General features: G+C 65.1%; 18 protein-coding genes and 1 pseudogene. 10 read left to right on the top strand and 9 right to left on the bottom strand.

Translation table 11 applies throughout. The features are described from left to right. Nucleotides 1-276 precede the first annotated feature (276 nt). The 6 genes and pseudogenes from rpsA (at nt 277) to trpB (ending at nt 6,289) form a co-directional block, all read left to right on the top strand. A complete protein-coding gene (gene rpsA, locus AC5ZG5_RS25265) occupies nt 277-1,986 on the top strand; it encodes a 30S ribosomal protein S1 (RefSeq protein WP_456644508.1) in 1,710 nt (569 codons plus the stop codon). A 256-nt stretch (nt 1,987-2,242) separates the two neighbouring features. Next, entirely contained in the window at nt 2,243-3,220 is a 978-nt protein-coding gene (sppA, locus tag AC5ZG5_RS25260; RefSeq protein ID WP_028167308.1) for a signal peptide peptidase SppA, read from the top strand. A gap of 141 nt (nt 3,221-3,361) precedes the next feature. Beyond that, the gene (locus tag AC5ZG5_RS25255) at nt 3,362-3,712 is read left to right on the top strand and encodes an integration host factor subunit beta (RefSeq protein WP_456644560.1); all 351 of its coding nucleotides are present in this window, start codon (nt 3,362-3,364) and stop codon (nt 3,710-3,712) included. An 81-nt stretch (nt 3,713-3,793) separates the two neighbouring features. Beyond that, a complete protein-coding gene (locus AC5ZG5_RS25250; RefSeq protein ID WP_130226703.1) occupies nt 3,794-4,186 on the top strand; it encodes a LapA family protein in 393 nt (130 codons plus the stop codon). A 56-nt stretch (nt 4,187-4,242) separates the two neighbouring features. Continuing rightward, nucleotides 4,243-4,875, top strand: a pseudogene (locus AC5ZG5_RS25245) (phosphoribosylanthranilate isomerase); the annotation flags it as partial. 196 nt (nt 4,876-5,071) lie between these two features. Beyond that, entirely contained in the window at nt 5,072-6,289 is a 1,218-nt protein-coding gene (gene trpB, locus AC5ZG5_RS25240; RefSeq protein WP_456644507.1) for a tryptophan synthase subunit beta, read from the top strand. An 82-nt stretch (nt 6,290-6,371) separates the two neighbouring features. Here trpB and AC5ZG5_RS25235 read toward each other — a convergent pair whose 3' ends face one another. Beyond that, complete coding sequence (locus AC5ZG5_RS25235; RefSeq protein WP_456644506.1) at nt 6,372-6,716, bottom strand: endonuclease domain-containing protein; 345 nt, start codon at nt 6,714-6,716, stop codon at nt 6,372-6,374. Between the two features lie 72 nt (nt 6,717-6,788). On the opposite strand from AC5ZG5_RS25235, the gene trpA reads away from it, so the two are divergent. The 4 genes from trpA (at nt 6,789) to AC5ZG5_RS25215 (ending at nt 10,742) form a co-directional block, all read left to right on the top strand. Beyond that, on the top strand, nt 6,789-7,625 hold the full coding sequence (gene trpA, locus AC5ZG5_RS25230) for a tryptophan synthase subunit alpha (RefSeq protein WP_456644505.1): 837 nt from the start codon (nt 6,789-6,791) through the stop codon (nt 7,623-7,625). Nucleotides 7,626-7,717: 92 nt separating this feature from the next. Further along, entirely contained in the window at nt 7,718-8,659 is a 942-nt protein-coding gene (accD, locus tag AC5ZG5_RS25225) for an acetyl-CoA carboxylase, carboxyltransferase subunit beta (protein WP_130226699.1), read from the top strand. Further along, nucleotides 8,656-9,999: a bifunctional folylpolyglutamate synthase/dihydrofolate synthase gene (locus AC5ZG5_RS25220; RefSeq protein WP_456644504.1), complete on the top strand. Its 1,344-nt coding sequence runs from the start codon at nt 8,656-8,658 to the stop codon at nt 9,997-9,999. Before accD ends, AC5ZG5_RS25220 begins: the two co-directional genes overlap by 4 nt. Nucleotides 10,000-10,001: 2 nt before the next feature. Continuing rightward, nucleotides 10,002-10,742, top strand: a complete 741-nt coding sequence (locus AC5ZG5_RS25215; RefSeq protein ID WP_456644559.1) for a metallophosphoesterase family protein — start codon at nt 10,002-10,004, stop codon at nt 10,740-10,742. Between the two features lie 25 nt (nt 10,743-10,767). Here AC5ZG5_RS25215 and AC5ZG5_RS25210 read toward each other — a convergent pair whose 3' ends face one another. The 8 genes from AC5ZG5_RS25210 to AC5ZG5_RS25175 form a co-directional block, all read right to left on the bottom strand. After that, nucleotides 10,768-11,781, bottom strand: a complete 1,014-nt coding sequence (locus tag AC5ZG5_RS25210) for an ATP-dependent DNA ligase (RefSeq protein WP_456644558.1) — start codon at nt 11,779-11,781, stop codon at nt 10,768-10,770. Between the two features lie 206 nt (nt 11,782-11,987). Continuing rightward, nucleotides 11,988-12,308, bottom strand: coding sequence for a thioredoxin (trxA, locus tag AC5ZG5_RS25205; protein ID WP_027580982.1), 321 nt, complete (start codon nt 12,306-12,308; stop codon nt 11,988-11,990). A 65-nt stretch (nt 12,309-12,373) separates the two neighbouring features. Then, nucleotides 12,374-15,898 carry a double-strand break repair helicase AddA gene (addA, locus tag AC5ZG5_RS25200; RefSeq protein ID WP_456644503.1) on the bottom strand — a complete coding sequence of 1,175 codons (3,525 nt, stop codon included), beginning with the start codon at nt 15,896-15,898 and terminating at the stop codon, nt 12,374-12,376. Next, complete coding sequence (addB, locus tag AC5ZG5_RS25195; RefSeq protein ID WP_456644502.1) at nt 15,892-19,038, bottom strand: double-strand break repair protein AddB; 3,147 nt, start codon at nt 19,036-19,038, stop codon at nt 15,892-15,894. The genes addA and addB overlap by 7 nt, the downstream gene beginning before the upstream one ends. A gap of 192 nt (nt 19,039-19,230) precedes the next feature. Further along, a complete protein-coding gene (locus AC5ZG5_RS25190; protein WP_456644501.1) occupies nt 19,231-19,953 on the bottom strand; it encodes a nucleotidyltransferase family protein in 723 nt (240 codons plus the stop codon). Between the two features lie 242 nt (nt 19,954-20,195). Further along, nucleotides 20,196-20,516, bottom strand: a complete 321-nt coding sequence (locus AC5ZG5_RS25185; RefSeq protein ID WP_028167294.1) for a PilZ domain-containing protein — start codon at nt 20,514-20,516, stop codon at nt 20,196-20,198. 105 nt (nt 20,517-20,621) lie between these two features. Beyond that, complete coding sequence (tsaE, locus tag AC5ZG5_RS25180) at nt 20,622-22,145, bottom strand: tRNA (adenosine(37)-N6)-threonylcarbamoyltransferase complex ATPase subunit type 1 TsaE (protein ID WP_456644500.1); 1,524 nt, start codon at nt 22,143-22,145, stop codon at nt 20,622-20,624. Further along, nucleotides 22,142-24,661 carry a PAS domain-containing sensor histidine kinase gene (locus AC5ZG5_RS25175; RefSeq protein WP_456644499.1) on the bottom strand — a complete coding sequence of 840 codons (2,520 nt, stop codon included), beginning with the start codon at nt 24,659-24,661 and terminating at the stop codon, nt 22,142-22,144. The genes tsaE and AC5ZG5_RS25175 overlap by 4 nt, the downstream gene beginning before the upstream one ends. Between the last annotated feature and the right edge of the window lie 13 nt (nt 24,662-24,674).

The raw sequence follows: 24,674 nt of genomic DNA, 5'->3' as shown, positions 1-24,674 counted from the left end.
CCCCGGCCGATATTGGAGGAGCGCCCGCTCCATCGGTTCCTGATGTCGATCCTTCGTTTCCGGGCTCGGACATCTACGTCACGCGCATTCTTTCGCAAAACCGGTTTCCACTTTTGCGGAATGCGCGCCATCAACGTATCGAACATGTGGCTTGCTGCCGGCCCGCTTTTGCGCCCTCGCGCAAGGAGCGGTCGTCAGGATTTGCGGACCTGACACCACATGCGCGGTGCGCCCTTAACCCGAACGGCCGGCAAGACACCCGCATCTGGAGAACATATGGCTTCGAATACTGCTGCTTCCTATAGTCCTACCCGCGACGATTTCGCCGCGATGCTCGATGAATCCTTTGCCGGCGGCAATCTGCAGGAGAGCTCGGTCGTCAAGGGCAAGGTGGTTGCCATCGAAAAGGACATGGCCGTCATCGATGTCGGCCTGAAGACCGAAGGCCGCGTGGCGCTGCGCGAATTCGCCGGCTCCGGCCGCGAAAGCGATCTCAAGGTTGGCGACGAGGTCGAGGTGTTCCTCGACCGCATCGAGAATGCGCTGGGCGAAGCGGTGCTGTCCCGCGACAAGGCGCGGCGTGAGGAGAGCTGGGGCAAGCTCGAGAAGGCGTTCCAGAACAACGAGAAGGTCACCGGCGTCATCTTCAACCAGGTCAAGGGCGGCTTCACGGTCGATCTCGACGGTGCGGTGGCCTTCCTGCCGCGCTCGCAGGTCGATATCCGTCCGATCCGCGACGTCGCGCCGTTGATGAACAATTCGCAGCCGTTCCAGATCCTCAAGATGGATCGCCGCCGCGGCAACATCGTGGTGTCCCGCCGCACCGTGCTGGAAGAGACCCGCGCCGAGCAGCGCCAGGAGCTGGTGCAGAACCTCGAAGAGGGTCAGGTGATTGACGGCGTGGTCAAGAACATCACCGATTACGGTGCGTTCGTGGACCTCGGCGGCATCGACGGCCTGCTGCACGTCACCGATATCGCATGGCGCCGCGTCAATCACCCGACCGAGGTGCTCTCCATCGGCCAGACCGTGAAGGTCAAGATCATCAAGATCAACCACGAGACGCACCGCATCTCGCTGGGCATGAAGCAGCTCCTGGACGATCCGTGGCAGGGCATCGAGGCGAAGTATCCGCTTGGTGCCCGCTTCACCGGCCGCGTCACCAACATCACCGACTACGGTGCATTCGTCGAGCTCGAGCCTGGTATCGAAGGCCTGATCCACGTCTCCGAGATGTCGTGGACCAAGAAGAACATGCATCCCGGCAAGATCGTCTCCACCTCGCAGGAAGTCGAGGTGCAGGTGCTCGAAGTCGATTCGGTCAAGCGCCGCATCTCGCTCGGCCTCAAGCAGACCATGCGCAACCCCTGGGAAGTCTTCGTCGAGAAGCATCCGGTCGGTTCGGTGGTCGAGGGCGAGGTCAAGAACAAGACCGAGTTCGGCCTGTTCCTGGGTCTCGAAGGCGATGTCGACGGCATGGTGCACCTGTCCGATCTCGACTGGAAGCTTCCGGGCGAGCAGGTGATCGACAACTTCAAGAAGGGTGACCTGGTGAAGGCTGTCGTGCTCGACGTCGATGTCGAGAAGGAGCGCATCTCGCTCGGCGTCAAGCAGCTCGAGGGCGATCCCTTCGCCGAGCCGGGCGACGTCAAGAAGGGCGCGGTCGTGACCTGCGAAGTGCTCGAAGTGAAGGAGAGCGGCGTCGAGGTGAAGATCTCCGGTACCGACTTCACCACCTTCATCAAGCGCTCGGAACTCGCCCGCGACCGCAACGATCAGCGCGCCGAACGTTTCGCCGTCGGCGAGAAGGTCGATGCGCGGGTGATCCAGTTCGATAAGAAGGCCCGCAAGGTGCAGGTCTCGATCAAGGCGCTGGAAGTGGCCGAAGAGAAGGAAGCCATCGCGCAGTACGGCTCCTCGGATTCGGGCGCGACGCTCGGCGACATTCTCGGCACCGCGCTCAAGAATCGTGCCAACGAGAAGTGAGCACTTGCTTTCTTCGTCGCATCATCAAGCCCCGGCTTTAGCCGGGGCTTTTTTGTTTGCGGTTTCCTCGTAGCCCGGATGGAATACGCCGGGCTACGGACTACGGCTGCGTAGCTCGGCATATTCCAGCCATGCTACGCTTGTAACTCTGTGCCAGCCTTGCTTTCTTCATATTGCACCGCAATTGATGTATTTTGATAACCTCTCCGTCATCCCGTGATTGCAAGAACGCGCTGAGCTCTTTTGGAGATTTTCGATGTCGCTTGATTCAGACGTGATCGTCGATCGTCGTCGGATTCGCCGCAAGCTGACCTTCTGGCGCGTCGCGGCTGCGGTGGTTGCGGTCGCGGCCCTTGTAGGCGTCGGCGTGATCGTCGCGGGTGGGCGCGGCTCGCTGACGGCGGCGGGATCGATCGCGCGCATCAATATCGAGGGCCTGATCCGCAGCGACCAGGATCGTGTCGAGGCGCTGGAGCGGCTCGAGAAGTCGCAAGCTGCGGCCGTCATCGTCCATATCAATTCGCCCGGCGGCACCACCGCCGGTTCCGAGCAGCTTTACGACGCGCTGACGCGGCTGAAGGCGAAGAAGCCGTTGGTCGTCGTGGTCGAGGGATTGGCGGCGTCCGGCGGTTACATTACCGCGATTGCCGCGGACCACATCGTCGCGCAGCAGAGCTCGCTGGTCGGCTCGATCGGCGTGTTGTTCCAGTTTCCGAATGTCAGCGAACTCCTGAAAACCGTGGGCGTGAAGGTCGAGGAGATAAAGTCCTCGCCGCTGAAAGCCGCGCCCAACGGCTTCGAGCCAACCAGCCCGGAAGCACGCGCCGCGATCGATGCGCTGGTGAAGGATTCCTATGCCTGGTTCCGCGGCCTCGTGAAGGAGCGACGCGGCATGGATGATGCCCTGCTTGAAAAGGTCGCGGACGGGCGTGTCTTCACCGGCCGGCAGGCGGTGGAATTGAAGCTCATCGATCAGCTCGGCGATGAGAGGGCTGCGGTCGCCTGGCTGGTTCAGGAGAAGAAGATCAAGAGCGAATTGCCGGTCCGCGACTACAAGCTCAATCCGCGCTTCGGTGATCTGACATTCCTGCGCACGGCCGCTTCGGTCACGCTTGATGCATTTGGTTTGAGCGCGATTGCGCGCCGCATTGAGCAGGCCGGCCTGGTCCAGGCAGTCGATCGGTTCGGCATGGATGGCTTGCTGGCGCTTTGGCAGCCGTCGGGGAGCAATTGAGATGCGCACAATCGGTCTCTGGCCGCACTCCCGTATTGCGGGAATCGCGAAAAGCCGGTCCCGGGCCATTTGTCACGGCTTTTCATCGGCGCCAAAAGTGATTTAGCGTCTTGACAGTTCAAGGCATTTTCACGGAAATGGATATCCGCAAGGTCCCGGGTCACACTCTCGATGATCAAATCCGAACTTGTTCAGCGTATCGCCGAGCACAACCCGCATCTCTACCAGCGGGATGTCGAGAACATCGTCAATGCGATCCTCGATGAGATCGTGGCTGCGCTGGCGCGCGGCGATCGGGTTGAGCTGCGTGGATTCGGCGCGTTCTCGGTGAAGCATCGTCCGGCGCGGGCCGGCCGCAATCCGCGAACGGGCGCGCATGTGCCGGTCGATCAGAAGAGCGTTCCGTTCTTCAAGACCGGCAAGGAAATGCGCGAGCGCCTGAACCGCGACACCGATGCCAGCGGCGGCAGCTCGCCGGAATCGAGCGCCTGATCTCGCGGAGTTCGCTGGCGCATCGGCGTCTCCGGTTGCTATAGATCGGCACGCGATTGTCGGCCGATGCGAGGGATGGTGATGCGAAAGTTCTTCACGACGCTGCTCGTCATCCTGCTTGGCCTGTTCTTCATCATCTTCGCTGTTGCGAACCGTCACCTGGTGACGGTTTCATTCGATCCGTTCAATTCGACCACTCCGACGGTGGCGATAACGCTGCCGTTATTCCTCGTGCTCATTATCGTGGCGATCCTGGGCGTGCTCGCGGGCGGGGTGGCGACCTGGTTCCAGCAGCATCGCTGGCGCCGCGCGGCGCGACAGCATGAGGCTGACGCCCGGCAGGCCCGGGCGGAGCTGGCCGATCTGCGGGCGACCTTGGCCGCAGCTCAAGCCGAACGGCGTCGCCTCACAGCCCCGTCAAATGGCGGTTCAGCGGGGGTCGTCGGGCGAGACAAGCAGGGCGCGACGTTGTAGAACCCGCCCCGTGCCGGAGCTGCCAGTTTCGGCCGTTGCAGCGCTCCTGAGAGACCATGTCCCTGCTCGTCAAAATCTGCGGCCTGTCCACGCGCGAGACGCTCGACGTCGCGCTCGAGGCCGGTGCCGACATGGTGGGCTTCGTGTTCTTTCCGCCCTCGCCGCGGCATCTCTCGCTCGAGACCGCGCGGGAGCTCGGCCGGCAGGCGAAAGGCCGCGCCGTGAAGGTGGCGCTCACCGTCGATGCGGATGACGCCACCCTCGAAAACATCGTCGAGACGCTGCAGCCCGACATCCTGCAACTGCACGGCAAGGAGACGGTGGCGCGCGTGCGCGACATCAAGCAGAGGTTCGGCCTGCAAGTGATGAAGGTGCTCGCCGTCGAAACGGCGGCCGATCTCGCGCCGCTCGCAGGCTATGCCGCCGTCGCCGACCGCATCCTGTTCGACGCGCGGGCCCCGAAGGGCGCGACCCGGCCGGGCGGGCTCGGGGCGGTGTTCGATTGGCACGTGCTGGAACAGCTCGAGCTTGCATTGCCCTTCATGGTCTCAGGCGGGCTCAATGCCGACAATGTCGCTGAGGCCGTCCGTGTCACCCGTGCCGGCGGCGTCGATATTTCGTCCGGCGTCGAACGGTCGCCCGGCATCAAGGATCCCGAGCTGATCCGCGCTTTCATCCGCGCCGCGCGTGGCGTCCCTTCACCTCTCCCCGTTCACGGGGAGAGGTCGGATCGCGTTAGCGATCCGGGTGAGGGGGAGTCTCCGCGATCACAACTGCTAGCGAATTTGCGGCGAGAGCCCCTCACCCCGACCCTCTCCCCGCAAGAGCGGGGCGAGGGAGTAGAGACAGCGCGCCCGCGCGCGCCACAGAAGAATTGATGGTTCGATGAGCCCAGCACTACCCAACTCTTTCCGCAGCGGTCCCGACGAGCGCGGGCATTTCGGCATTTTCGGCGGGCGTTTCGTCGCGGAAACGCTGATGCCGCTGATCCTCGACCTCGAAAAGGCCTATGCCGAGGCCAAGGCCGATCCGGCTTTCCAAAGGGAGATGGACGGCCATCTGAAGCATTATGTCGGCCGGCCGTCGCCGCTCTATTTCGCCGAGCGGCTGACCGAGCATCTCGGCGGTGCAAAAATCTACTTCAAGCGCGAGGAGCTCAACCACACCGGCTCGCACAAGGTCAACAATGTGCTCGGCCAGATCATGCTGGCGCGCCGCATGGGCAAGAAGCGCATCATCGCCGAGACCGGCGCCGGCCAGCACGGCGTCGCCACCGCGACGCTGTGCGCGCGGTTCGGGCTCGAATGCGTGGTCTATATGGGCGCGGTCGATGTCGCGCGGCAGCAGCCCAACGTGATCCGCATGGAGATGCTGGGCGCCAACGTGGTCCCGGTGCAGTCGGGCGCGCGCACCCTGAAGGATGCGATGAACGATGCGCTGCGCGATTGGGTCACCAATGTGCAGGACACATTCTACTGCATCGGCACGGTGGCTGGCCCGCATCCCTATCCGATGATGGTGCGCGACTTCCAGTCGATCATCGGCATCGAAACGCGCCAGCAATTGCAGGAGGTCGAGGGCCGCCTGCCAGATTCGCTCGTCGCCTGCATCGGCGGCGGCTCCAATGCTATGGGGCTGTTCCATCCGTTCCTCGACGATCCCTCGGTCGAGATCTTTGGCGTCGAAGCTGCCGGCCACGGACTGACGCAATTGCATGCGGCGTCGATCGCGGGGGGCCGGCCCGGCGTGCTGCATGGCAACCGCACCTATCTGTTGATGGACGAAGACGGCCAGATCCAGGAGGCACATTCGATCTCGGCCGGGTTGGACTATCCCGGCATTGGGCCGGAGCACGCCTGGCTGCACGAGACCGGCCGCGTCAACTATCTCTCGGCGACCGATGAGGAAGCGCTGGAAGCCTTCCAGCTGCTGTCGCGGCTCGAAGGCATCATCCCGGCGCTCGAGCCCGCACATGCCATCGCCAAGGTAATGGAGCTCGCACCGAAGCGGCCCAGGGATCACATGATGGTGGTCAACCTCTCCGGCCGCGGCGACAAGGACGTGCCGCAAGTCGGCGACATCTTGAAGGGCCGAAACAAGTGACCTCTCGCCGCCGCTCCCTTTCTGACCTCTCCCCGCAGGGGAGAGGTCGGCTGCGCAGCAGCCGGGTGAGGGGTCTCTCCGCTCACTCGAACCGAAGTGAGGTTTCGATCGTCTCAAGCACCCCGTCGAGATTCTCATATACGTCCGTATTCGAGACGCGCACGACGAGGAAGCCGCAGGCTTCGAGAAGCTCTGTTCGCGCCTCGTCGTACTTGATCTCTGAGTCCCTGGAATGGGTCGCTCCGTCGACCTCGACGATCAATTTCCCATCGAGCGTGACGAAATCGACGATGTACCGATCGATTGGATGCTGGCGGCGGAATTTCCATCGCGCCAGCTTCCTGTTGCGCAATGCCTGCCAAAGTTTGGCCTCGGCGCTGGTTTGCGACGCGCGGAGGCTTCGTGCTCTTGCCTTGAACCTCTCCATCCCCCTCACCCGGCTGCTGCGCAGCCGACCTCTCCCCGGAGGGGAGAGGTATAGCACAGCGAATGCCGCGCCATGACCACCCGTATCGATGCACGTTTTGCCGAGCTCGCGAAGCAGGGCCGCTCCGCGTTTGTGACCTTCGTGATGGCCGGCGATCCCGACCCTGCGACATCGCTCGACATCCTCAAGGCTCTGCCGAATGCCGGTGCTGATATCATCGAGATCGGCATGCCCTTCACCGATCCGATGGCGGATGGGCCGTCGATCCAGGCAGCGGGGCTGCGCGCGCTCAAGGGCGGCATGACGCTGAAGAAGACGCTCGAAATGGTGCGCAGCTTCCGCAAGGATGATAACGCCACGCCGCTGGTGCTGATGGGCTATTACAATCCGATCTACATCTACGGCGTCGACAAGTTCCTCGCCGATGCCAAGGCCGCGGGCGTCGATGGTCTGATCATCGTCGACCTGCCGCCGGAGGAGGACACCGAGCTGTGCCTGCCGGCGATGAAGGCCGGGCTCAATTTCATCCGCCTGGCGACGCCGACCACTGACGACAAGCGTCTGCCGGCGGTGCTCGCGAACACCTCGGGCTTTGTCTATTATGTCTCGATCACCGGCATCACCGGCGCCGCGGCGGCGGACGCTACGGCGGTCGGCGAAGCGGTGGCGCGCATCAAGCGGCATACCAAGTTGCCGGTTTGCGTCGGTTTCGGCATCCGCACCCCGGAAGCCGCGCGGGCCATTGCCGAAAGCGCCAATGGTGCGGTGGTCGGCACCGCGCTGGTCGATGCCTTGCGCGGCAGCCTCGACGCGGAGGGGCGGGCTACCGCCAAGACTGTGACCGCCGTGGCCGACCTTGCCGCCGCGCTGTCACAGGGCGTACGGGGCGCCAAACAAGCGGCCGAATAGGCCGCTACCGTCGTTGCAGGCGGCTTGCCGGGCGTTACCCGGCCCGCCATATATTCAGCCAATGCGGAACCGACCGCATTTCGGAGCGAAGCATGAACTGGCTCACCAATGTCGTCCGGCCGAAGATCCGCAGCATCCTGCGGCGCGAGACGCCGGAGAATCTTTGGATCAAGTGCCCGGATTCCGGGCAGCTCGTGTTCTACAAGGACGTCGAAGCCAACCAGTTCGTCATTCCCGGCTCGAACTACCACATGCGCATGGGCGCGGTGGCGCGGCTGAAGTCGATCTTCGACAATGAGACCTGGTTCGACGTGGCGCTGCCGGACGTAACACCCGATCCGCTGAAGTTCCGCGACGAGCGCAAATATGTCGACCGCATCAAGGATGCGCGGGCCAAGACCAGTCTCAATGACGCGATCAAGGTCGGATACGGCAAGCTCGAGGGCGCGGGCGTCGTGATCGCGGTGCAGGATTTCGACTTCATGGGCGGCTCGCTCGGCATGGCTGCCGGGGAGGCGATGGTGCGCGGGCTCGAGCTCGCGGTCGAGAAGAAGTCGCCCTTCATCGTGTTCGCCGCCTCGGGCGGCGCGCGGATGCAGGAAGGCATTCTGTCGCTGATGCAGATGCCGCGCACGACCGTGGGCGTGCAGATGTTGCGCGAAGCCAAGCAGCCCTACATCGTCGTATTGACCAATCCGACCACCGGCGGCGTCACCGCCTCCTATGCGATGCTGGGAGACGTGCATATCGCCGAGCCCGGCGCGCTGATCGGCTTTGCCGGCGCGCGCGTGATCGAGCAGACCATCCGCGAGAAACTGCCGGACGGATTCCAGCGCGCCGAATATCTGCGCGACCACGGCATGGTCGACATGGTCGTGCATCGCCACGACATGCGCGCGACGCTGGCACGGCTGTGCCGCCTGCTCACCAAATCACCGCCGTTGCAGGTGCCCTCGAAACCTGCGCCCGAGGTCACGGCACCCACCCAGATCGTCTCGGCACCGGAAACCGTGCCGGCAGCGCCGCACGCGTGAGCGTACCGGCCGCCCAGCCATCGCCGCCGCTCGGCGAGCTGGTTGCGCGCCTGTCGGCGCTGCATCCGAAGACGATCGACCTCAGCCTTGATCGCATGCATGGGCTGCTCGCGCGGCTCGATCATCCCGAGCGCAAGCTGCCGCCGGTGATCCATGTTGCCGGCACCAACGGCAAGGGCTCCACGATTGCTTATTTGCGTGCGATCCTGGAAGCGGCCGGCCTGCGTGTGCATGTCTTCACCTCGCCCTATCTGGTGCGGCTGAATGAATGCTATCGGCTCGGCCGCATCGGTGGCGGCGTGCTTGTTAGCGATGATGAATTGCGCGCGGTGCTCGAGCATTGCGAACGCGTCAATGACGGCCAGCCGATCACGATCTTCGAGATCGAGACCGCGGCGGCGTTCTGCCTGTTCGCCCAGCATGCGGCCGACGTCACCCTGCTGGAGGTCGGTCTCGGCGGCAGGCTGGATTCGACCAATGTGGTCGAGACGCCGCTCGCCTCCGTCATCGCGCCGATCAGCATGGATCACACCGAATTCCTCGGCGACACGCTGACCGCGATCGCAGGCGAGAAGGCCGCGATCATCAAGCGTGGCGTGCCGGTGATCTGTGCCGAGCAGTCGCCTGATGCGATGACCGTCGTCGAGGCTCAGGCGGCGCGCCGGCGCGCGCCGCTGCACGTGGCCGGACAGCAATGGCATGTCGGGGTCGAGCGCGGCCGGCTGGTCTATCAGGATGACCGCGGCCTGATGGATCTGGCAGCGCCAAAACTGTTCGGCCGTCATCAGTTCGACAATGCGGGGCTGGCGATCGCGACGCTGCGTGCGATCGACGCGTTCAAGATCGGGATCGCTTCGTTCGAGGCCGGCATCGTCAATGCCGAATGGCCGGCGCGAATGCAGCGTCTGGCCTCGGGCGCGCTGGTCAATCTGGCGCCGCCGGGCTCCGAGATCTGGCTCGATGGCGGACACAATGCCGAAGGCGGGCGCGTGGCGGCCACTGCGGTCGGCGATCTCGAAGAGCGCGTGTCGCGTCCGCTGGTGGTGATCGCCGGCATGATGGCGAACAAGGATGCATCCGGCTTCCTGGCCAATTTCGCCGGTCTGACGCGCCACATCATCGCGGTCGAGATTCCGGGCCGTGCGGGCGCGATGCCGCCGGACCGGCTGGCGGATGCGGCGCGCGCGTTCGGCATGCGCGTCGAGATCGCAGCGAGCGTGGAGGCCGCGCTGCATGCGCTTTCGCAGTTTGCTTACGAGGTGCCGCCGCGCATCCTGATCACCGGCTCGCTCTATCTCGCCGGCCATGTGCTCGACGTGAACGGCACGCCGCCGGCATGACGCTGCGCTTTGCCGCCATCGCCGACGTGCACGGCAACTATCTGGCGCTGGAAGCTGTGGTTGCTGATATCCGCGCGCAGGGGATTGCCGAGATCGTCAATCTCGGCGACATGGCGAGCGGTCCGCTGGACGCGCGGCGGACGATGGACACGCTGATGGCGCTCGGTGCCGTTCACGTACTTGGCAATCACGATCGCTATCTCATCGATCGGCCGCCGGAGAAGATGGGTTCGTGGGACCGGCCGGCGTACGCGCAACTCGATCAAAGCCATCTCGACTGGCTGCGCGCGGTGCCGGCAACGCGTGTGTTTCGCGATCAGGTCTTTCTCTGCCATGCGACGCCGGCAAGCGACGAGGTCTATTGGCTGGAAACGGTGCTGCCCGACGGCACCGTGCGGATGGCGGCGCTGGAGGCGATCGAGCAGGCCGCGAGTGGCGTCACGCAGCCGCTGATCCTCTGCGGCCACAGTCATCTGGCACGCGCGGTGCGGCTGCGCGACGGGCGCCTGATCGTCAATCCCGGCAGCGTCGGCTCGCCTGGCTATCGGGACGTCCATCCGTACAAGCATGTCGTGGAGGCGGGCACGCCCGACGCGCGCTACGCGATCCTGGAATTGGCCGAGGGTGCCTGGCGGGTCACTTTCCGTCATGTGCCCTATGACCACGACGCGATGGCGGCGCTGGCGCGCGAGCACCGCCAGTTGGAACTGGCATCTGCCCTGGCGACCGGCTGGATTCGTTAACTCCGCTCTGTCCGGGCTACGGCCGCTACGTCTTCAACAGCTTCATCGGATCGACGGCCTTCTGCTTCAGCTGCTCGAAGGTGCATTGCCGCGGTGCCTTGTCCGGGCGCCAGCGCAGGATCGAGGTGCCGTGGCGGAAGCGCTCGCCGCTGAAATGATCGTAGCAGACCTCGATCACCAGTTTCGGCTTCAGCGGACACCATTGCGCGGAGCGTTCGGTCGACCAGCGGCTCGGGCCACCAGGCGCATTCCCGGTGAAGCCGGGCTTTGCGATCAGCGTCTCCAGCTTTGACGTCAACGCCGGCTTCTCCTCGCGCTTGATCGCGGAGGTGAAGCCGACATGGTGCAACAGGCCGTCATCGTCATAGAGGCCGAGTAGGAGCGAGCCGACGACGTTCCGGCCGCCTATCTTGTTGGTCGCGTAGCGAAAGCCGCCGACGACGCAATCGGCGCTGCGGAATTTCTTGATCTTCTGCATGCCCTCGCGCTTGCCGGCCTGATAGGGCAGGTCGATGCGCTTGGCGATCACACCGTCGAACCCGCCGCCCGATTGCTTCAGCCACTTCACCGCCGTGGCGTAGCTTGTGGTGACGGGCGATAGCCGAAATGTTGGAGTGGACTTGAAGTGCGCTTTGGCGAAGGTTTCGAGCGTTGGTCGTCGTTGGCTCAACGGCTCGGCGGAAAGCTTCTTCTCTGTGGCCGTCGCGAGCAGGTCGAAGGCGATGAACAGCGCCGGTGTTTCGTGCGCCAGCTTCTTGATGCGGCTGGCAGCGGGATGAATCCGCTGCAGCAGATCGTCGAACGAGAACGTCTTGCCATGCGGCACGACAATTTCGCCGTCGAGCAGGAAAGAGCTTGCCTTCAACTTGAGCGCTGCGGCGATCAGCTCCGGAAAATAGCGGCCGAGATCTTCCCCGGACTTCGAGCGCAGGTCGACCTTCGCACCCTGGCGCGCGAGCAGGCAGCGGAAGCCATCCCATTTCGGCTCATATTGCCATTCGTCCCCGCGCGGGATGGCATCGACCGAACGGGCCTCCATCGCGACCAGCGCGGCGGAATCGGAAGCGGTCTTTCGGCGGGGAGACGGCACGGGCGAGGGCCTTTAGATCCTTTTGTTTGAGCATGATCTTTTCGGAAAACCGGTTTCCACTTTTCCGGATCATGCTCAAACGCAACACACCCCCCCTCAACGCAAACGGCCGGCTATCCGCCGGCCGTTGTCGAAAATTATTCTAAGGAGACGGATCAGACCGCAGCGGAAATCCACTGCTGCAGCTTCGCCTTCGGCGCCGCGCCGACCTGGCGCGAGGCCATCTCGCCGCCCTTGAAGATCATCAGGGTCGGGATCGACATCACGCCATATTTGGAAGCCGTCTTCGGGCTCTCGTCGACGTTGAGCTTCACGATCTTGACCTTGTCGCCCATCGAGCCCGCGATCTCGTCCAGCGCGGGCGCGATCATGCGGCAGGGGCCGCACCATTCGGCCCAGAAATCGACCACGACAGGTCCGGTCGCGTTGAGCACTTCGGCTTCGAAATTGGCGTCAGAAACCTTGCCAACGGCCATGGGGTACCTCGTTCGGTTGGAAGAAAAAGGCGGGATTTGAGTCGCGCCGGGATCGTACGACAAACCTATGAACGCACCCCTGCCGGGTCAAGCTCGGTCACGCCAGCATGATGGGATGCCAGCTCCCTGTCCAGCGAGGAGGCAGAAATCTCCATCATTTCAGTACTTTCGGTCCAGAGCAGGGCGGCACGGACAGGACGTCCGGGATAAAGCTTGTGCAGCACGGCCCGGTAGAGCGCGAGCTGCCGGATGTAGCCCCTTGGGGCCTCGGCCGCAGTTGTCGGCGGGGCGTGGTTGGTCTTGAAATCGACGATCAGGATGTCGTTCGGCGTCACCACCAGCCGGTCGATCTGGCCGGATACCAGCGCCGGCGATTGTCCGAGCCGTTCGAGCCGGCCGACAACGGAGACTTCCGCCCGGCTTCCGGCGGCGAACACCGCGGCAAAACGCGGATCGCCGATCAAGGCCAGCACGCTTTCGGCCAGCGCCGCGCGCTCCTCGGCGGTCCAATCCTCGGCATTGCGTTCGAGATAGGCCAGCGCCGCACCGCGTCGGCGCTGGGGTGCGATATCCGGCAGCGACTGCAACAGCCGGTGCACCAGCGTGCCGCGCTGGATGGCGCGGGCACGCAGCACGAGCTGCTCGCCGCTCCGGACGCGGCGGCTGTCGTCGCTGGGGTCGGATGGCCGCAGCCGGCTGTCGGCGGCGAGTTCAGTCGGCGCCGGCCGCTGCAGCCAGGACGGCAGTTCGATCGGCTGCGGCGCCCCCGACACCGTGACGCCGGTCGTCGCATCGGCATCATCGGGCCGGAAATAACGCTTCACCAGGCCCGCCGGGGCCTCGATCTCCTGCAAGCTGAGGTCGGAATGGGCGAGGCCCTTGTCGATCAGGTCATACCAGGAGGAGGTCCGGACCTTTTTCATGTTGCCGGGCAGGCAGCCGCCAACGATCAATCGATCGGCGGCCCGGGTCATCGCGACGTAGAGCAGGCGGCGATATTCGTCTTCCGTCTCCTCCAGCATCGCCTCGCGTGCCTTGGCGACGGGACCGGGATCTTCGGCCTTGCGGCCGGCCCAGACCACGACGCCGGGCCCGTGCGGCGCGCTGTTGCCCTGTGGCAGATGGATCAGCCGCAGCCGTTGCGTGTCCGCGGGCGAGGTGGTGGTGTCCACCAGGAACACGACGGAGGCTTCCAGCCCCTTGGCGCCGTGCACCGTCATCACGCGAACCTCGTCGCGCGAAATTTCCATGTCGCGCTTCACCTCGGTGTCGGCCGCGCGCAGCCAGGCCGCAAAGCCCTGCAGCGAGCTGGGCGCCTTGCGCTCGTGGGCGAGTGCGAGTTCGAGGAATTCGTCGAGCGCATCGTTCGCCTCATGGCCGAGCCGGCGCAGGATGCGCGCCCGCCCGCCTTCGCCGCCAAGCAGCCAGGCATAGAAGGCGAACGGGGTCGAATCGGCAAAGCGTCGCTCGCATCGTTCGAGCCGTTTCAGCGCGGCCGCGAGGCGCTCATCGGTCGCCGCATGCAGCGCCAGCGCGTGGCGCAGCGATCCGTTGCGCTCCCAGGCCAGCTTGAACAGATCGTCGTCGTCGAGGCCGAACAGCGGGCTCTTCAGCGCGACCGCCAGTGCCAGATCGTCCTGCGGCAGCAGCAGCGCGTCCGCGAGGTTCATCAAATCGATGATCGCGATGTGCTCGGTCAACTTCAGCCGGTCGGCGCCGGCGACCGGGATATTGGCGTGTTTCAGCGCCTGGATCACGGCGTCAAACGCGTTGCCGCGTCTTCGCACCAGCACCAGCACATCGCCGTAGGTGAGCGGCCGGCGGTTGCCGCGGCTGCCGGTCATGGTGCCGCTTTCCACCAGCCGCCTGATCTCGGCCTGGACGCGCTTCGCAAGCTTCACTTCGGGGCTGGTGACGGAGACGCCGTCGAACGGCGCGCGCCAGCCCTCGATGTCCTGCCTGTCGTCGGCTTCCGCGAGCTCCCAGAGTTCGATCATGCTGGGACCGGCGTCGGCGAGCGCATTGTGGAGCGGATAGCCGTTCTCGACCGCATGGATGCTGCGATAGATCTCCTGCTCACGGAACACGTGGTCGACCGAGTGCAGGATCGCGGGTCCCGAACGGAACGAATAGGTGAAGGAAACAGGATCGAATTTCAGCCCGGCATCCTCGAACTTCTTCTTCAGCTCCCGGCGGCGCAGATCGAATTCATGCGGGGCCGCGCCCTGGAACGAGAAAATCGACTGCTTCTCGTCGCCGACCGCGAACACGGTGCGGACCACACCGTCGCGCGCGCCGGCGCCGGAGGTGAATTCGGAGATGATGTGCGCGACGATGTCCCATTGCTTGGGACTGGTATCCTGCGCCTCGTCGATCAGCACATGATCGACGCCGCGGTCGAGCTTGTAGTGCACCCAACCTGAGGAGACGCGGTCGAGCATCTCGAGCGTCTTGTCGATGAGGTCGTCATAATCGAGCAGCCCGCGCTCCAGCTTTTCGCGGCGGTAGTTCGCGGCCGCCGCAGTCGCGATATGCAGCAGCGCCTCGGTGCGGTCGCGGATCGTTACGGCGCGGCGGCGCTCGATCAGCGGACGGATGCGCTGGCTTTCTGCTTCGAACAGTCGACCGATGGCGGGATTGTTGTCGAAGAATTTCTTCGTCACCACCGACTTGCGCGGCGTGCGGTCGGCGTCGGTAAGGAAGACGCCAAGATAGGCGTCGACCTGCGCGCTGCCGGTGAAGACCAGCGCCTCACGCAGGCGTGACGCCTGATCCTGGTCGGACTTGTTGCCGGTGTCGAGGACGAGCGCAATGTCCTCCCAGCGCGCGCGTGGCAGATAGGGACCATCCAGGATCGCGCGCTCGACGTCCTCGATCGAATCATCAGCGGCGACGCCAAGTGCTGCCGACATCTGGCCGGCGGCGGCCACCGCGCTGCCCGCGGCATCGGTCCAGGCCATGAAATGATCGCGGCTGAGGCAGGCTTCGCGCACCACGTCCTTGAAGGTGACGTCGGCCGCGCTCGCCATCGCCACCATCAACGCACGCCCGGTGGCGCTGTCGGGATTGCGCGAGGCTTCCAGCAGCACCGCGAGATTGGCGCGCTCCATCATCTCGTTCTGGTCGCGCTCGTCGAGCACGGCGAACCGCGCCGGCACGTTGGCTTCGAACGGGAATTGCTGCAGCAGGCGGGTGCATAGCGCATGGATGGTCTGCACCTTCAGCCCGCCCGGCGTCTCCAGCGCGCAGGCGAACAGTTTTCGCGCTTCCCGTCGGAGCCTCACATTGGGATGGGCAATGCCGGCTTCGCGGATCGCCGCGTCCAGCGCCGTATCGTCGAGGGTGACCCAATGGCCGAGCGTGGAGAACACCCGCTCGGCCATGTTGGCCGCGGCCGCCTTGGTGAAGGTGATGCAGAGGATCTTTTCCGGCGGGGTGCCCTCCAGCAACAGCCGGATCACGCGCTGCACCAGCACATGGGTCTTGCCCGAACCGGCATTGGCGGACACGAAGGCGGACGCCTTGGGATCGGACGCGCGCGCCTGCGTGGCGCGCACCGCGTCGGGAATGGGGCGCGGCGCTTTCACCATTCCTCTACTCCCAGGCCGCCGGCCGCAGACCATTCCTTGATGCGGGCGAGGTCGTCATAGGTGCCGTAGCGGTTGGCCCACATCGAGAGATTCAGCGAGGTGTAGGCCTGGTTCTCGTCCTCGAATTGACGGATCAGTTTTTCCAGCTCCTTCCGCGCGTGGTCGGCGGCATCGTCGGGCGATTGCGGCGTATCGCCCTGCCTGATCTTCAATTCCAAGGTCCGCTGCTCGCCCGGCGGGTTGTTGCCGCTGAGCCTGACATAGGTGAGCTCGCCGACGGATGCACCGGCCGGAATTCCCTCAAAGCCGCCCTCGCGCAGGATCGCGGCTTCCAGCGTGAGCTGCGGCGACAGTCCCATGCGCACCTGCTTGCCGGTCGGCGGCTGCCCGGTCTTGTAGTCGAGGATCGCAAACGAGCCGTCATCGTGGTGCTCGATCCGGTCGGCGCGCGCCGAAAGCGTGAAGGTGCGCGCATTGTCGAGGGGGATGCCGATCTCGCCACGGATCTCGGCATTGATCGCCGCGATAGCGCCGCGCCGCGCGGTCTCCCATTCGGCAAACCATGCCGCGATGCGCTGGAAGCGCGGCCACCACAGCGCCCGTGCTTCCGGCCGCTCCATCAACGGCGCAAAATGCTTGCCGCCGATCTCGCGCAGGGCGCGAAGCGGATCGTCCGGCAGCGCGGCGGCGAAGCTTTGCGTGAATTCGCCGAGCGCAGCGTGGATTGCCGAGCCGCGATCGGCCGCCGACAGCGGCATGTCGACGGGATCGAGCGGATCGAGCCGCAGGATATATCTTGCGTAGATCGTATAGGGATCGCGTAGCCAGTCCTCGATCGCGGTCACCGACATCTTGAGCGGCCTAGTCGCAAGCGGCGGCTTCGGCGCGGGCTGTGCGATCGGCTCGACCTTGTCCGGCCGGTCGAGCTCGGCGGCGTAATGGACGTATGTCTCGCCCGCTGCTTTCGCAGCCTTCCAGCGCGCCTCGCCCGCGACCGCCTCAAACCGGTGCAGGAAGCGCGAGGCCACCGCCGGCGCGCCGCCGACCTTGGCCGAATGGGTGAGGATCACATCGTCAGTGCCGAGCAGTTGCGCAAAGTCGTGGGCGGAAAGGCCGATACGCCGTTCCGGCAGGTCGAGACCGAGCTCGTGCCGCATCGGCCGGCTGAGCCAGGGATCGATCCGCGGCGCCGGCGGCCAGACGCCTTCGACGAGCCCGCCAAGGATCACGCGATCGGTCTCCGTCAGTCGCGCTTCGAGCTGGCCGAAGATGTGCAGTTGCGCGCGCGGCGATTCCGGGCGACGCACCATGCGGTCGGCAAACGCAGTCTGGAAGACGTCGGGATAATCGGAGAGCGGGACCATCACGCCGCTCAGCTTCTTGGCGCCCACGAGATCATCGAATGCGGATGCGAGCACGGAACCGGCCTGCTCTTCGAAGGCGACGGCGATGCCGTGCTGATCGCAGGACAACGCAGTGAGAGCCTCGCGATGACGGAGCGCCAACTCGGCAAAATCGTACGGCTTGGATGCGCTGAGACTTTCAAGCGGTGCAAGCGCGGCCCTCAGCTTTGATATCAGCGACTGCGCCTGGTCGAGCTCGACGTCGCGGAGCCGGGTCCGTTGTTCGAGGGCATGAAGCGATGAGGTCTCGCCGCGGCGCAGCTTGGCGAGTTCGCTGCGGAAGCGTTCGAAGTCGCGGGCAAGGCCTTCGCTGCCGGCTTGCGGCCGCGTGCCGCGCAAGAGCGCCAGCTCCAAGACTTCGGTCGCGCGAAGGTAGGCGCCCGGCGCGGCGCCGAGCCGGAACAGCGGATGTTTCAAGAGCGCGAGCAGCGTCGGTGGCTCCAATCCTTTGGTCGCGGCTTCCGCGGTGAGGCGGGCGAAAACGCCCGATGGCGTGTCCATCAGCGCTTCACCGCCGGAATCGTCGAATTCGAGATTCCAGCGCGTCAGTGCCGCCATCACCCGCCGCGCCAACGCGCGGTCCGGCGTGACCAGTGCGGCGGATTTATTGAGATGCCTCGCCTCGCGCATGGCAATGGCGATGGCGAGCGCTTCCATCTCCGGATTCGGCGCCTCCACCACGGCGATGGCGTTCATGCCGGCGGAAATCTTCTCGGCGATCTCGGGCTGCTCCAGCCGGTCGTGCCATTGCGCCGTGGCACTGGACGGCCGCATCGTTTCCGACATCAGCATCTCGCGCCCGCGTGGTGCCGGCGCGCCCAGAATCTCCACCTCGTCGCGCTTGATCGCGAAGCGATCGAGCAGCGCGTGCATGGCGAATTGCGGATGGTTCGATGCGGGCGGCGTGGTGAATTTGCCCTTGGCGTCGCGCATGCCGCCGATCATGTCCCAGGACTCTTCATCAAGATCGGTATCGAGCCCGGGCAGCACGACCGCGCCGTGCGGCAGCTTGGCGACCGCGTGGAGAAACTTGGCGGTCGTCGGCATCGAACCGGTCGAGCCCGCCGCGATCACGGGACCACCGGATTGTGCGGTCAGTCGCGCGGTTTCGGCCGAGATCAAGAGGTCGCGCCGCGCCGCCGGCTCGATACGGCCGACCTCGGCGAGATAGGCTGGCCAAGCCACGCGCGCGATCCGCAGGAAATCCAGCGAATGCTGCCAATATTGGTCAAGCTGATCGGGCACCAGCCTGTCGAGCGCGCTCCACTCGACGCCGCGCGTCACCATGTCGTCCATCAGCCGCGCGAGATCGCCGGCGAGCTGCAGCGTCGATGCGGGGCCGCCGACCACCTGCGGCGCGGTCACCGGGCTCTTGGCCCAGGCCGCGACCAGCCTCGCCAATGTCAGCCGCCGCTCGAGCTCGCCAAGCTTGGGCGGAATCTCCAGCGGCGCTGCGCCGCTGAATTGTTCCGCCTCTTCCGCGAAAGCGAGTTCATCCTCGTCGATGTCGCCAAGCGCAATGATGCGCGGCAGCACAGCGGCATCCGTATCCAGGACATCGAGGAAGATCTCCCGCGCAAGCCGGCCCGCGCGCCGGGTCGGCAGATAGAGCGTCGCGTCAGCCAGCCGTTCGGGATTGCCGCGCGCGTCGAATCCCCTGACTAGGCGACCGTCAACCAGCGCGGCGATGACGGTACGCAGGAACGGGACGGAGAGGGGAACGCTGAAAACGCGCATGAGGAGCCTGATTCGGAATCAGGCAATAATATAGGCGGCCATCGCCGCGCGGTCGAACCGCCGTTCACCGGTCATCACCCGCGAAGGCGAGTGAGCCAGTATTCCACAGACACCAGTGAATAAGTCGAGAGGCTGCGGCGTACTGGATGCCCCGCCTGCGCGGGGCATGACGATTGCTGGGGTTGGCTTAGCCTAGGCCACGCTTTCCAAAAACGCTTCTTCCGCGGCTTGCACGGCGTCGGGGGTTCCGACATGCATCCAGACACCGTCGAGCCTGAGCCCGAACAGCCGTTCCTGCTCGTTGGCACGGTCAAAAAGCCTGGTCAGCGAGAACTCGCCCGCGGGGGCGTCCGCAAAGATCGACGGCGACATGATGGCGGCGCCGGCATAGACGAACGGCACCACCTGCTGTTCCCGCCGCTTGCGCAAGGCGCCGTCCGGCAGCATGGAATAGTCGCCGCGGCCGCCATAGCCGATGCTGCTCGCGGTTGGCGCCATCAGCAGCAGGATATCCATTTTCGCAGGATCGAAGGTCTCCGCGAGCCGCGCCAGGTTCGGCCGCACGCCATCGATCCACATGGTGTCGGAGTTGACGTGGAAGAACGGCTCACGCCCGAGCAGCGGCAACGCCTTCACCACCGCGCCGCCGGTGCCCAGCACGTTGTCACGCTCGTCCGAGATGATCACGCGCGGCTGCTTCCGCGTCTTGACGTGCTCGATGATCTGGTCGGGCAGATAGTGCACGTTGACCACGGCCTCGCTCACGCCGGCAGCGGCAAGCTTGTCCAGGACATGATCGAGCAGCGGCTGCCCCGCCACGCTCACCAGCGGCTTCGGCATATGGTCGGTCAAAGGCCGCATGCGCAGGCCGAGACCGGCGGCGAGGACCATGGCTCTACGGGGGGTGACGGACATTCTTCCGGGCTCTCGAACCGTTCAAATCGTGACGCGCGCTATCCTATCACGCCGATTTGGGGCGCGCATAAGGTCGACGCGATAGTCGCCGGACATGACGCCCGTGCGACGGGAAGGAAAACGTCCTGGATCATGATCCGATTCGACAAAATCGGGATCATGATCTCATCTCCTTGTTTGAGCATGATCTTTTCGGAAAACCGGTCTCCACTTTTCCGGATCGTGCTCTAAAACAGCAGTCTTCAGACCTCGGCGGGTTGCGAGCCGCGCTTGCCCGCCTTCTTTTTCTTGTCGCCTTGCTTGAGGAAATTGACCCCGATCTGATCGCCGTTGACCCAGGACAATTCGCAGCGGCGATAGGCAAGCCCGGTCGATGACAGCAGCAGGAAGAACTCCTTCAGGTGCAGGCCCTCCACGGAGCCCTCGACCGTCAGTTTGGCGCCCGTCTCGGAAACGTCTTCCATGGTGCAGTCGCGCCGCCACGTGCCGTCGATCCCCATCATGTGCGCGGGAATGCCGCGTTCGAAGGTGACACGCTCGCCGCGGCGCCGTTCTGCTTTCATGGCCGACTCAATCCTTAACCTCGATCATGATCCTGAACATGATCCAGCCGCTCTGCATCCCGAGCGTGTGTCACACTAGGGCGGCTCGGGCTAACAGGGGGTAAATCAGGAAACCGGCGGCGGAACGTGGGCCGCGTACCATTCGCGAAGGCCGGCCAGCGCCGGGTGGGCCAGTGAACGAGTGAGGTAGGTCCAGATCCGCGGCTGGTGCTTGAGATAATGCGGCTTGCCATCCCGCCCGTTGAGCCGCGCAAACGTGCCCAGCAGACGCGTGTTACGCTGGGCCGACATGATCGCGTAGAGCTCGGCGAAGCTGGCCGCGTCGAAATGCTCCTCGGTGGCTCGCCGCGCCTTGATGTAGCGGGAGAGCAGTGTGAGCTCGAGCTGCTCGGGCACGTCGATCCGCGCGTCCTGGAGCAGCGACACCAGGTCGTAAGTGGCAGGTCCCAGCACCGCGTCCTGGAAGTCGATCAGGCCGACCCGCAGGATGCCGGTGCGCTCGCCGAGCCAGATCAGGTTGGGCGAGTGGAAGTCGCGGAGCACCCAGGTCCGCGGCGCCGCGGCCGGCTTTTCCAGGAGCGTTCGCCACATCGCAAGAAATTCATTGCGTAAATCCGATGCGAGGGTGACGCCGCGCTGCGGCAAGTACCACTCGATCATCAAGCCCAGCTCGACCAGCCATGCATCGATGTCGAAGACGGGGATGTCGTAGGTGAGCTGCGGCGACAGTGGCAGCTCCTCTGGCAGCTTCTCGCGATGCAGGGCTGCCAGCATGTCGGTCGCGGCTTCATAGCGCTCGGTGATCGGCGCCGGCGGGTTGCCTTCGACGACGCCGTCCTTGCCGAAATCCTCGGTGATCAGGAATCCCAGATCGATGTCGGAGTGGCGGATCGCGGGTGCCGAGAAGCCGCGCTCGCGCAGTCCGTTGTCGATGGCGACGAACGGCTTGACGTCCTCGGCGAGATGGACGGCGGCGCTGTAGGACTTGCCGTCATAGATCGGCGGCCCGTCGGGGCGGCGCGGCGAGTTCATCAGGATGACGCTGCCATTGTCGTCGAACAGCCGGGCGTAGGAGCGGGTCGAGGCATCGCCCGGCATGCGCTCGCGCCGCGCGTCGATGTAGCCGGCATTGTCGAGGAATTGGCGCAGCGCCTTCAGCCGCGTGACGACGACGGCGGCCTTGCCGTGGCCGGTGATCTCGGCCGCCCGCGCGTTCGATCCCAGCGCCGGCCGGTGGCTCAGCGCGATGTCGATACGATCCGGCGGCAAGGCATCCGGTGCGCGCTCCGGCCATTCGATCAGCGCTACCGCGCCGTCAGGCAAGGGCGACAGCCCGATCTCCTCGAGTTCGCTCGCGTCATTGATGCGGTAGAGATCGGCATGAACAAGCGGGAACGCCGGCAACTCGTAGGTTTGCGCCAGCGTGAAGGTCGGGCTCGGCACTTCCAGCGTATCATCGGTGGCGAGATAGCGGATCAGCGCGCGGGCCGCGGCGGTCTTGCCGGCGCCGAGATCGCCGGAGAGCGCGATGACTTCGCCGGGGCCGATCAAGAGCGCGAGATCCGCCATCAGATGCGCGGTCGCCGCCTCATTGGCGAGTGCGACCGAGAATGTGCTGATGACAATCATTCGGCGGCGTTGCGATGCGCGTTCTGGTCGACCGGGAAGATGCAGGTCACGGTCGTGCCGTTGCCGACAGTCGAATCGACGCGGACCTTGCCGCCATGCAACTCGACGAAGGAGCGCACCAGCGACAGGCCGAGGCCGGCGCCACGGTGCCGCGAGCCATGGGAATGGCTCTCGAACCAGTTGAATACCTTGTCCTTGACCTCAGGCGCGATGCCCGGGCCGGTGTCGGTCACCGCGAATACGACGCTGTGGTCGGCACGTCGCGCAGAGATCGTGACCGTCCCGTCATGCGGGGAGAAGCCGACGGCGTTGGCGAGCAGGTTATAGAGCACCTGCACCACGCGCCGTTCGTCGCCGATGAATTCGCCGATATTGGGCTCGATGTCGACCTTGAGCGTGATGCGGTCGGTCGCGAGCCGGTCCTGGATGCCTTCGGCCGCGGCCTCGATCGTCTTGCCGATATCGACGGAGCCGAGCTCGAGCGTCATCGCGCCGGCATCGATGGTGGCGAGATCGAGGATGTTGTTGGTGAGCGCGAGCAACGCGTTGGTCGATTTGGTGACGTAGTCGAGATATTCGGCCTGCTTCGCGTTGAGCGGTCCGGTCGAGGGATCAGACAGGAAATGCGCAAAGCCGATGATGGTGGTGAGCGGCGCGCGCAATTCGTAGGATACGTGGTGGACGAAATCGACCTTCATCTGGTCGGCCGCTTCCAGCGCCTCGTTGCGCTCGCGCAGCGCGCGTTCGACATTCTCGGTGTCGGTGATGTCCTGGAACGTCAGCATGGTCGCGCCGTCGGGCAGCGGCATGGTCATGCAATGCAGCACGCTGCCGTCCTTGCGCTCGAGCTTCAGCGCAACCTGGGCCCGGTTCTCGATCGCGGTGATCGCCTCGCGCAGCGCGCGCCAGACGATCGGATCGTCGAACAGCGGCCTGCACAGCGCTTCCACGGTCTCGATATGCGGCTGCTCGCGCAGCGCATCCGCCGCCAGCCGCCACATCTTCTCAAATGCCGGGTTGAACAACTGCACCCGGCCATTGCTGCCGAACACCGCGACTGCTTCGTTGAGGTTGTCGAGGGTCTCGTGCTGGACCCGGATCAGGCCGTCGAAGCGACGCGCCAGATCAAGGCTTTCGGTGACGTTGTCGAAGAGATAGGTGACGCCACCTTCGAGATTCGGCGTGGTGACGACACTGACCGCGCGGCCGTCCGGCAGGAACCAGGTGTAGCTCTCCGATTCGACCGCGCGATAGGCTTCGTGCAGCTTGGCCTTCCAGGCGCGGAAGTCCGGCTGCTCCGGCAGCTTGCGCGCGGCGCGCAGCCGATCGAGGACGCTGGAATCGTCCGGGTTGCTATCGAGGAATGCCTGATCGAGATCCCAGAGGCGGCGATAGGATTCGTTGTAGAAGGCGAGCCGCCGGTCGGCGTCGAACACGGCGACGCCGGAAGAGAGCTGGTCGAGGGTGCGGCGATGCGCTTCCGCCATCCGGGTGAGCGCGGCGCGAAGGGCGGCAACCTCGCTGGCGTCGATGGCGATGCCGGCGCTGCCGCCGGCAAGCTTCATCGCCTGCACGTCGTAGATCCGGCGCTCGCCGCCGACCACGATCGGCAGTCGCGCGGCATAGGTTGCATATTCGTGCAGCGCCTTGGCCATCTCGACCCGCTGATCGTTCTCCAGGAGCTCGAGATTGCGGGTGATTGCATCCGCGATGCTCGCGCCCTCGGTCGCCCGCAGATAGGCCGTATTGGCATAGCGCAGATCGTCCTGCGCATTCTTGGCCCAGATCGGCCAGGGTGCGGCGGCGGCGAAATCGCGCAGCAGCTCGGTTTCCTCCTGCAGCATCTTGTAGCGCAGATTGGCCTCGGCCAATTCGCGGCGCAAGCCGCCGAGCTCGCGCATCCGCACGATCGCCTGGCCGCCGATGGCGCGACCCATGGCCTCGATCGCGCGGCCGTTCGCGGTCGTGAGGTTGAGCAGAAAGCCCTGGCCGGCCTCGCGCAGCGCGTCGACGGCGTGGTCCATCTGCAGCGCTGGTTCCGGCGGCAGCCAGGTTCCGAATGCCAGCACGCGCTGGGGCGAGTTCTGGGTCGCCTCCTGCGACGTCAGCAATGCGATGTCGCCGCTGATCTCGGGGCGATTGTTGCCGGCCGCCCAGGAAATCAGGACCTGCGGTTCGGCAAACAGCAGCGCGCGCAGACGATCGGATTGGGCCTGCAGATCGGCGATCTCGGCGCGCAGGCGCCCCTCGCTCCGGCTGGCGCGAGCGCGCGTGCGCATCAAGAGGATCGCGGCGACCACGGAAAAGCCGAGCAACGCAACCGCGGCGGTGAAAAGAACGAATTCCTGGTGATCGAGGTCGAACCACGCCGAGATCGCCGGCTCGAACAGCCAGTCACCGGCGCGCGCCGATCCCGTGGGCAGCGCCAATGTAGCGGCGAGCCCCATCAGGCCGTCGCGCGCCAGTGAGGTGCACGACAGCAGGCTTCGACGCATTGCGGCGACCACGCCTGACATAATTTGCCCCAGA

The sequence above is a fragment of the Bradyrhizobium sp. Ses1 genome, from assembly GCF_059512365.1.
The sequence above is the reverse complement of the archived record's forward strand: the minus strand, read 5'-3'. Positions and strand labels throughout refer to the sequence as shown.

What these genes read in the sequence shown, in the direction of transcription:
- trpB (WP_456644507.1), top strand. Translation starts at nt 5,072, where the DNA reads ATGAGCCCAGCACTACCCAACTCTTTCCGCAGCGGTCCCGACGAGCGC.
- AC5ZG5_RS25210 (WP_456644558.1), bottom strand. Translation starts at nt 11,781, where the DNA reads ATGGAGGCCCGTTCGGTCGATGCCATCCCGCGCGGGGACGAATGGCAA.
- AC5ZG5_RS25235 (WP_456644506.1), bottom strand. Translation starts at nt 6,716, where the DNA reads ATGGAGAGGTTCAAGGCAAGAGCACGAAGCCTCCGCGCGTCGCAAACC.
- sppA (WP_028167308.1), top strand. Translation starts at nt 2,243, where the DNA reads ATGTCGCTTGATTCAGACGTGATCGTCGATCGTCGTCGGATTCGCCGC.
- trxA (WP_027580982.1), bottom strand. Translation starts at nt 12,308, where the DNA reads ATGGCCGTTGGCAAGGTTTCTGACGCCAATTTCGAAGCCGAAGTGCTC.
- accD (WP_130226699.1), top strand. Translation starts at nt 7,718, where the DNA reads ATGAACTGGCTCACCAATGTCGTCCGGCCGAAGATCCGCAGCATCCTG.
- AC5ZG5_RS25175 (WP_456644499.1), bottom strand. Translation starts at nt 24,661, where the DNA reads ATGTCAGGCGTGGTCGCCGCAATGCGTCGAAGCCTGCTGTCGTGCACC.
- AC5ZG5_RS25250 (WP_130226703.1), top strand. Translation starts at nt 3,794, where the DNA reads ATGCGAAAGTTCTTCACGACGCTGCTCGTCATCCTGCTTGGCCTGTTC.
- addB (WP_456644502.1), bottom strand. Translation starts at nt 19,038, where the DNA reads ATGCGCGTTTTCAGCGTTCCCCTCTCCGTCCCGTTCCTGCGTACCGTC.
- trpA (WP_456644505.1), top strand. Translation starts at nt 6,789, where the DNA reads ATGACCACCCGTATCGATGCACGTTTTGCCGAGCTCGCGAAGCAGGGC.
- AC5ZG5_RS25190 (WP_456644501.1), bottom strand. Translation starts at nt 19,953, where the DNA reads ATGTCCGTCACCCCCCGTAGAGCCATGGTCCTCGCCGCCGGTCTCGGC.
- tsaE (WP_456644500.1), bottom strand. Translation starts at nt 22,145, where the DNA reads ATGATTGTCATCAGCACATTCTCGGTCGCACTCGCCAATGAGGCGGCG.
- rpsA (WP_456644508.1), top strand. Translation starts at nt 277, where the DNA reads ATGGCTTCGAATACTGCTGCTTCCTATAGTCCTACCCGCGACGATTTC.
- AC5ZG5_RS25185 (WP_028167294.1), bottom strand. Translation starts at nt 20,516, where the DNA reads ATGAAAGCAGAACGGCGCCGCGGCGAGCGTGTCACCTTCGAACGCGGC.
- addA (WP_456644503.1), bottom strand. Translation starts at nt 15,898, where the DNA reads ATGGTGAAAGCGCCGCGCCCCATTCCCGACGCGGTGCGCGCCACGCAG.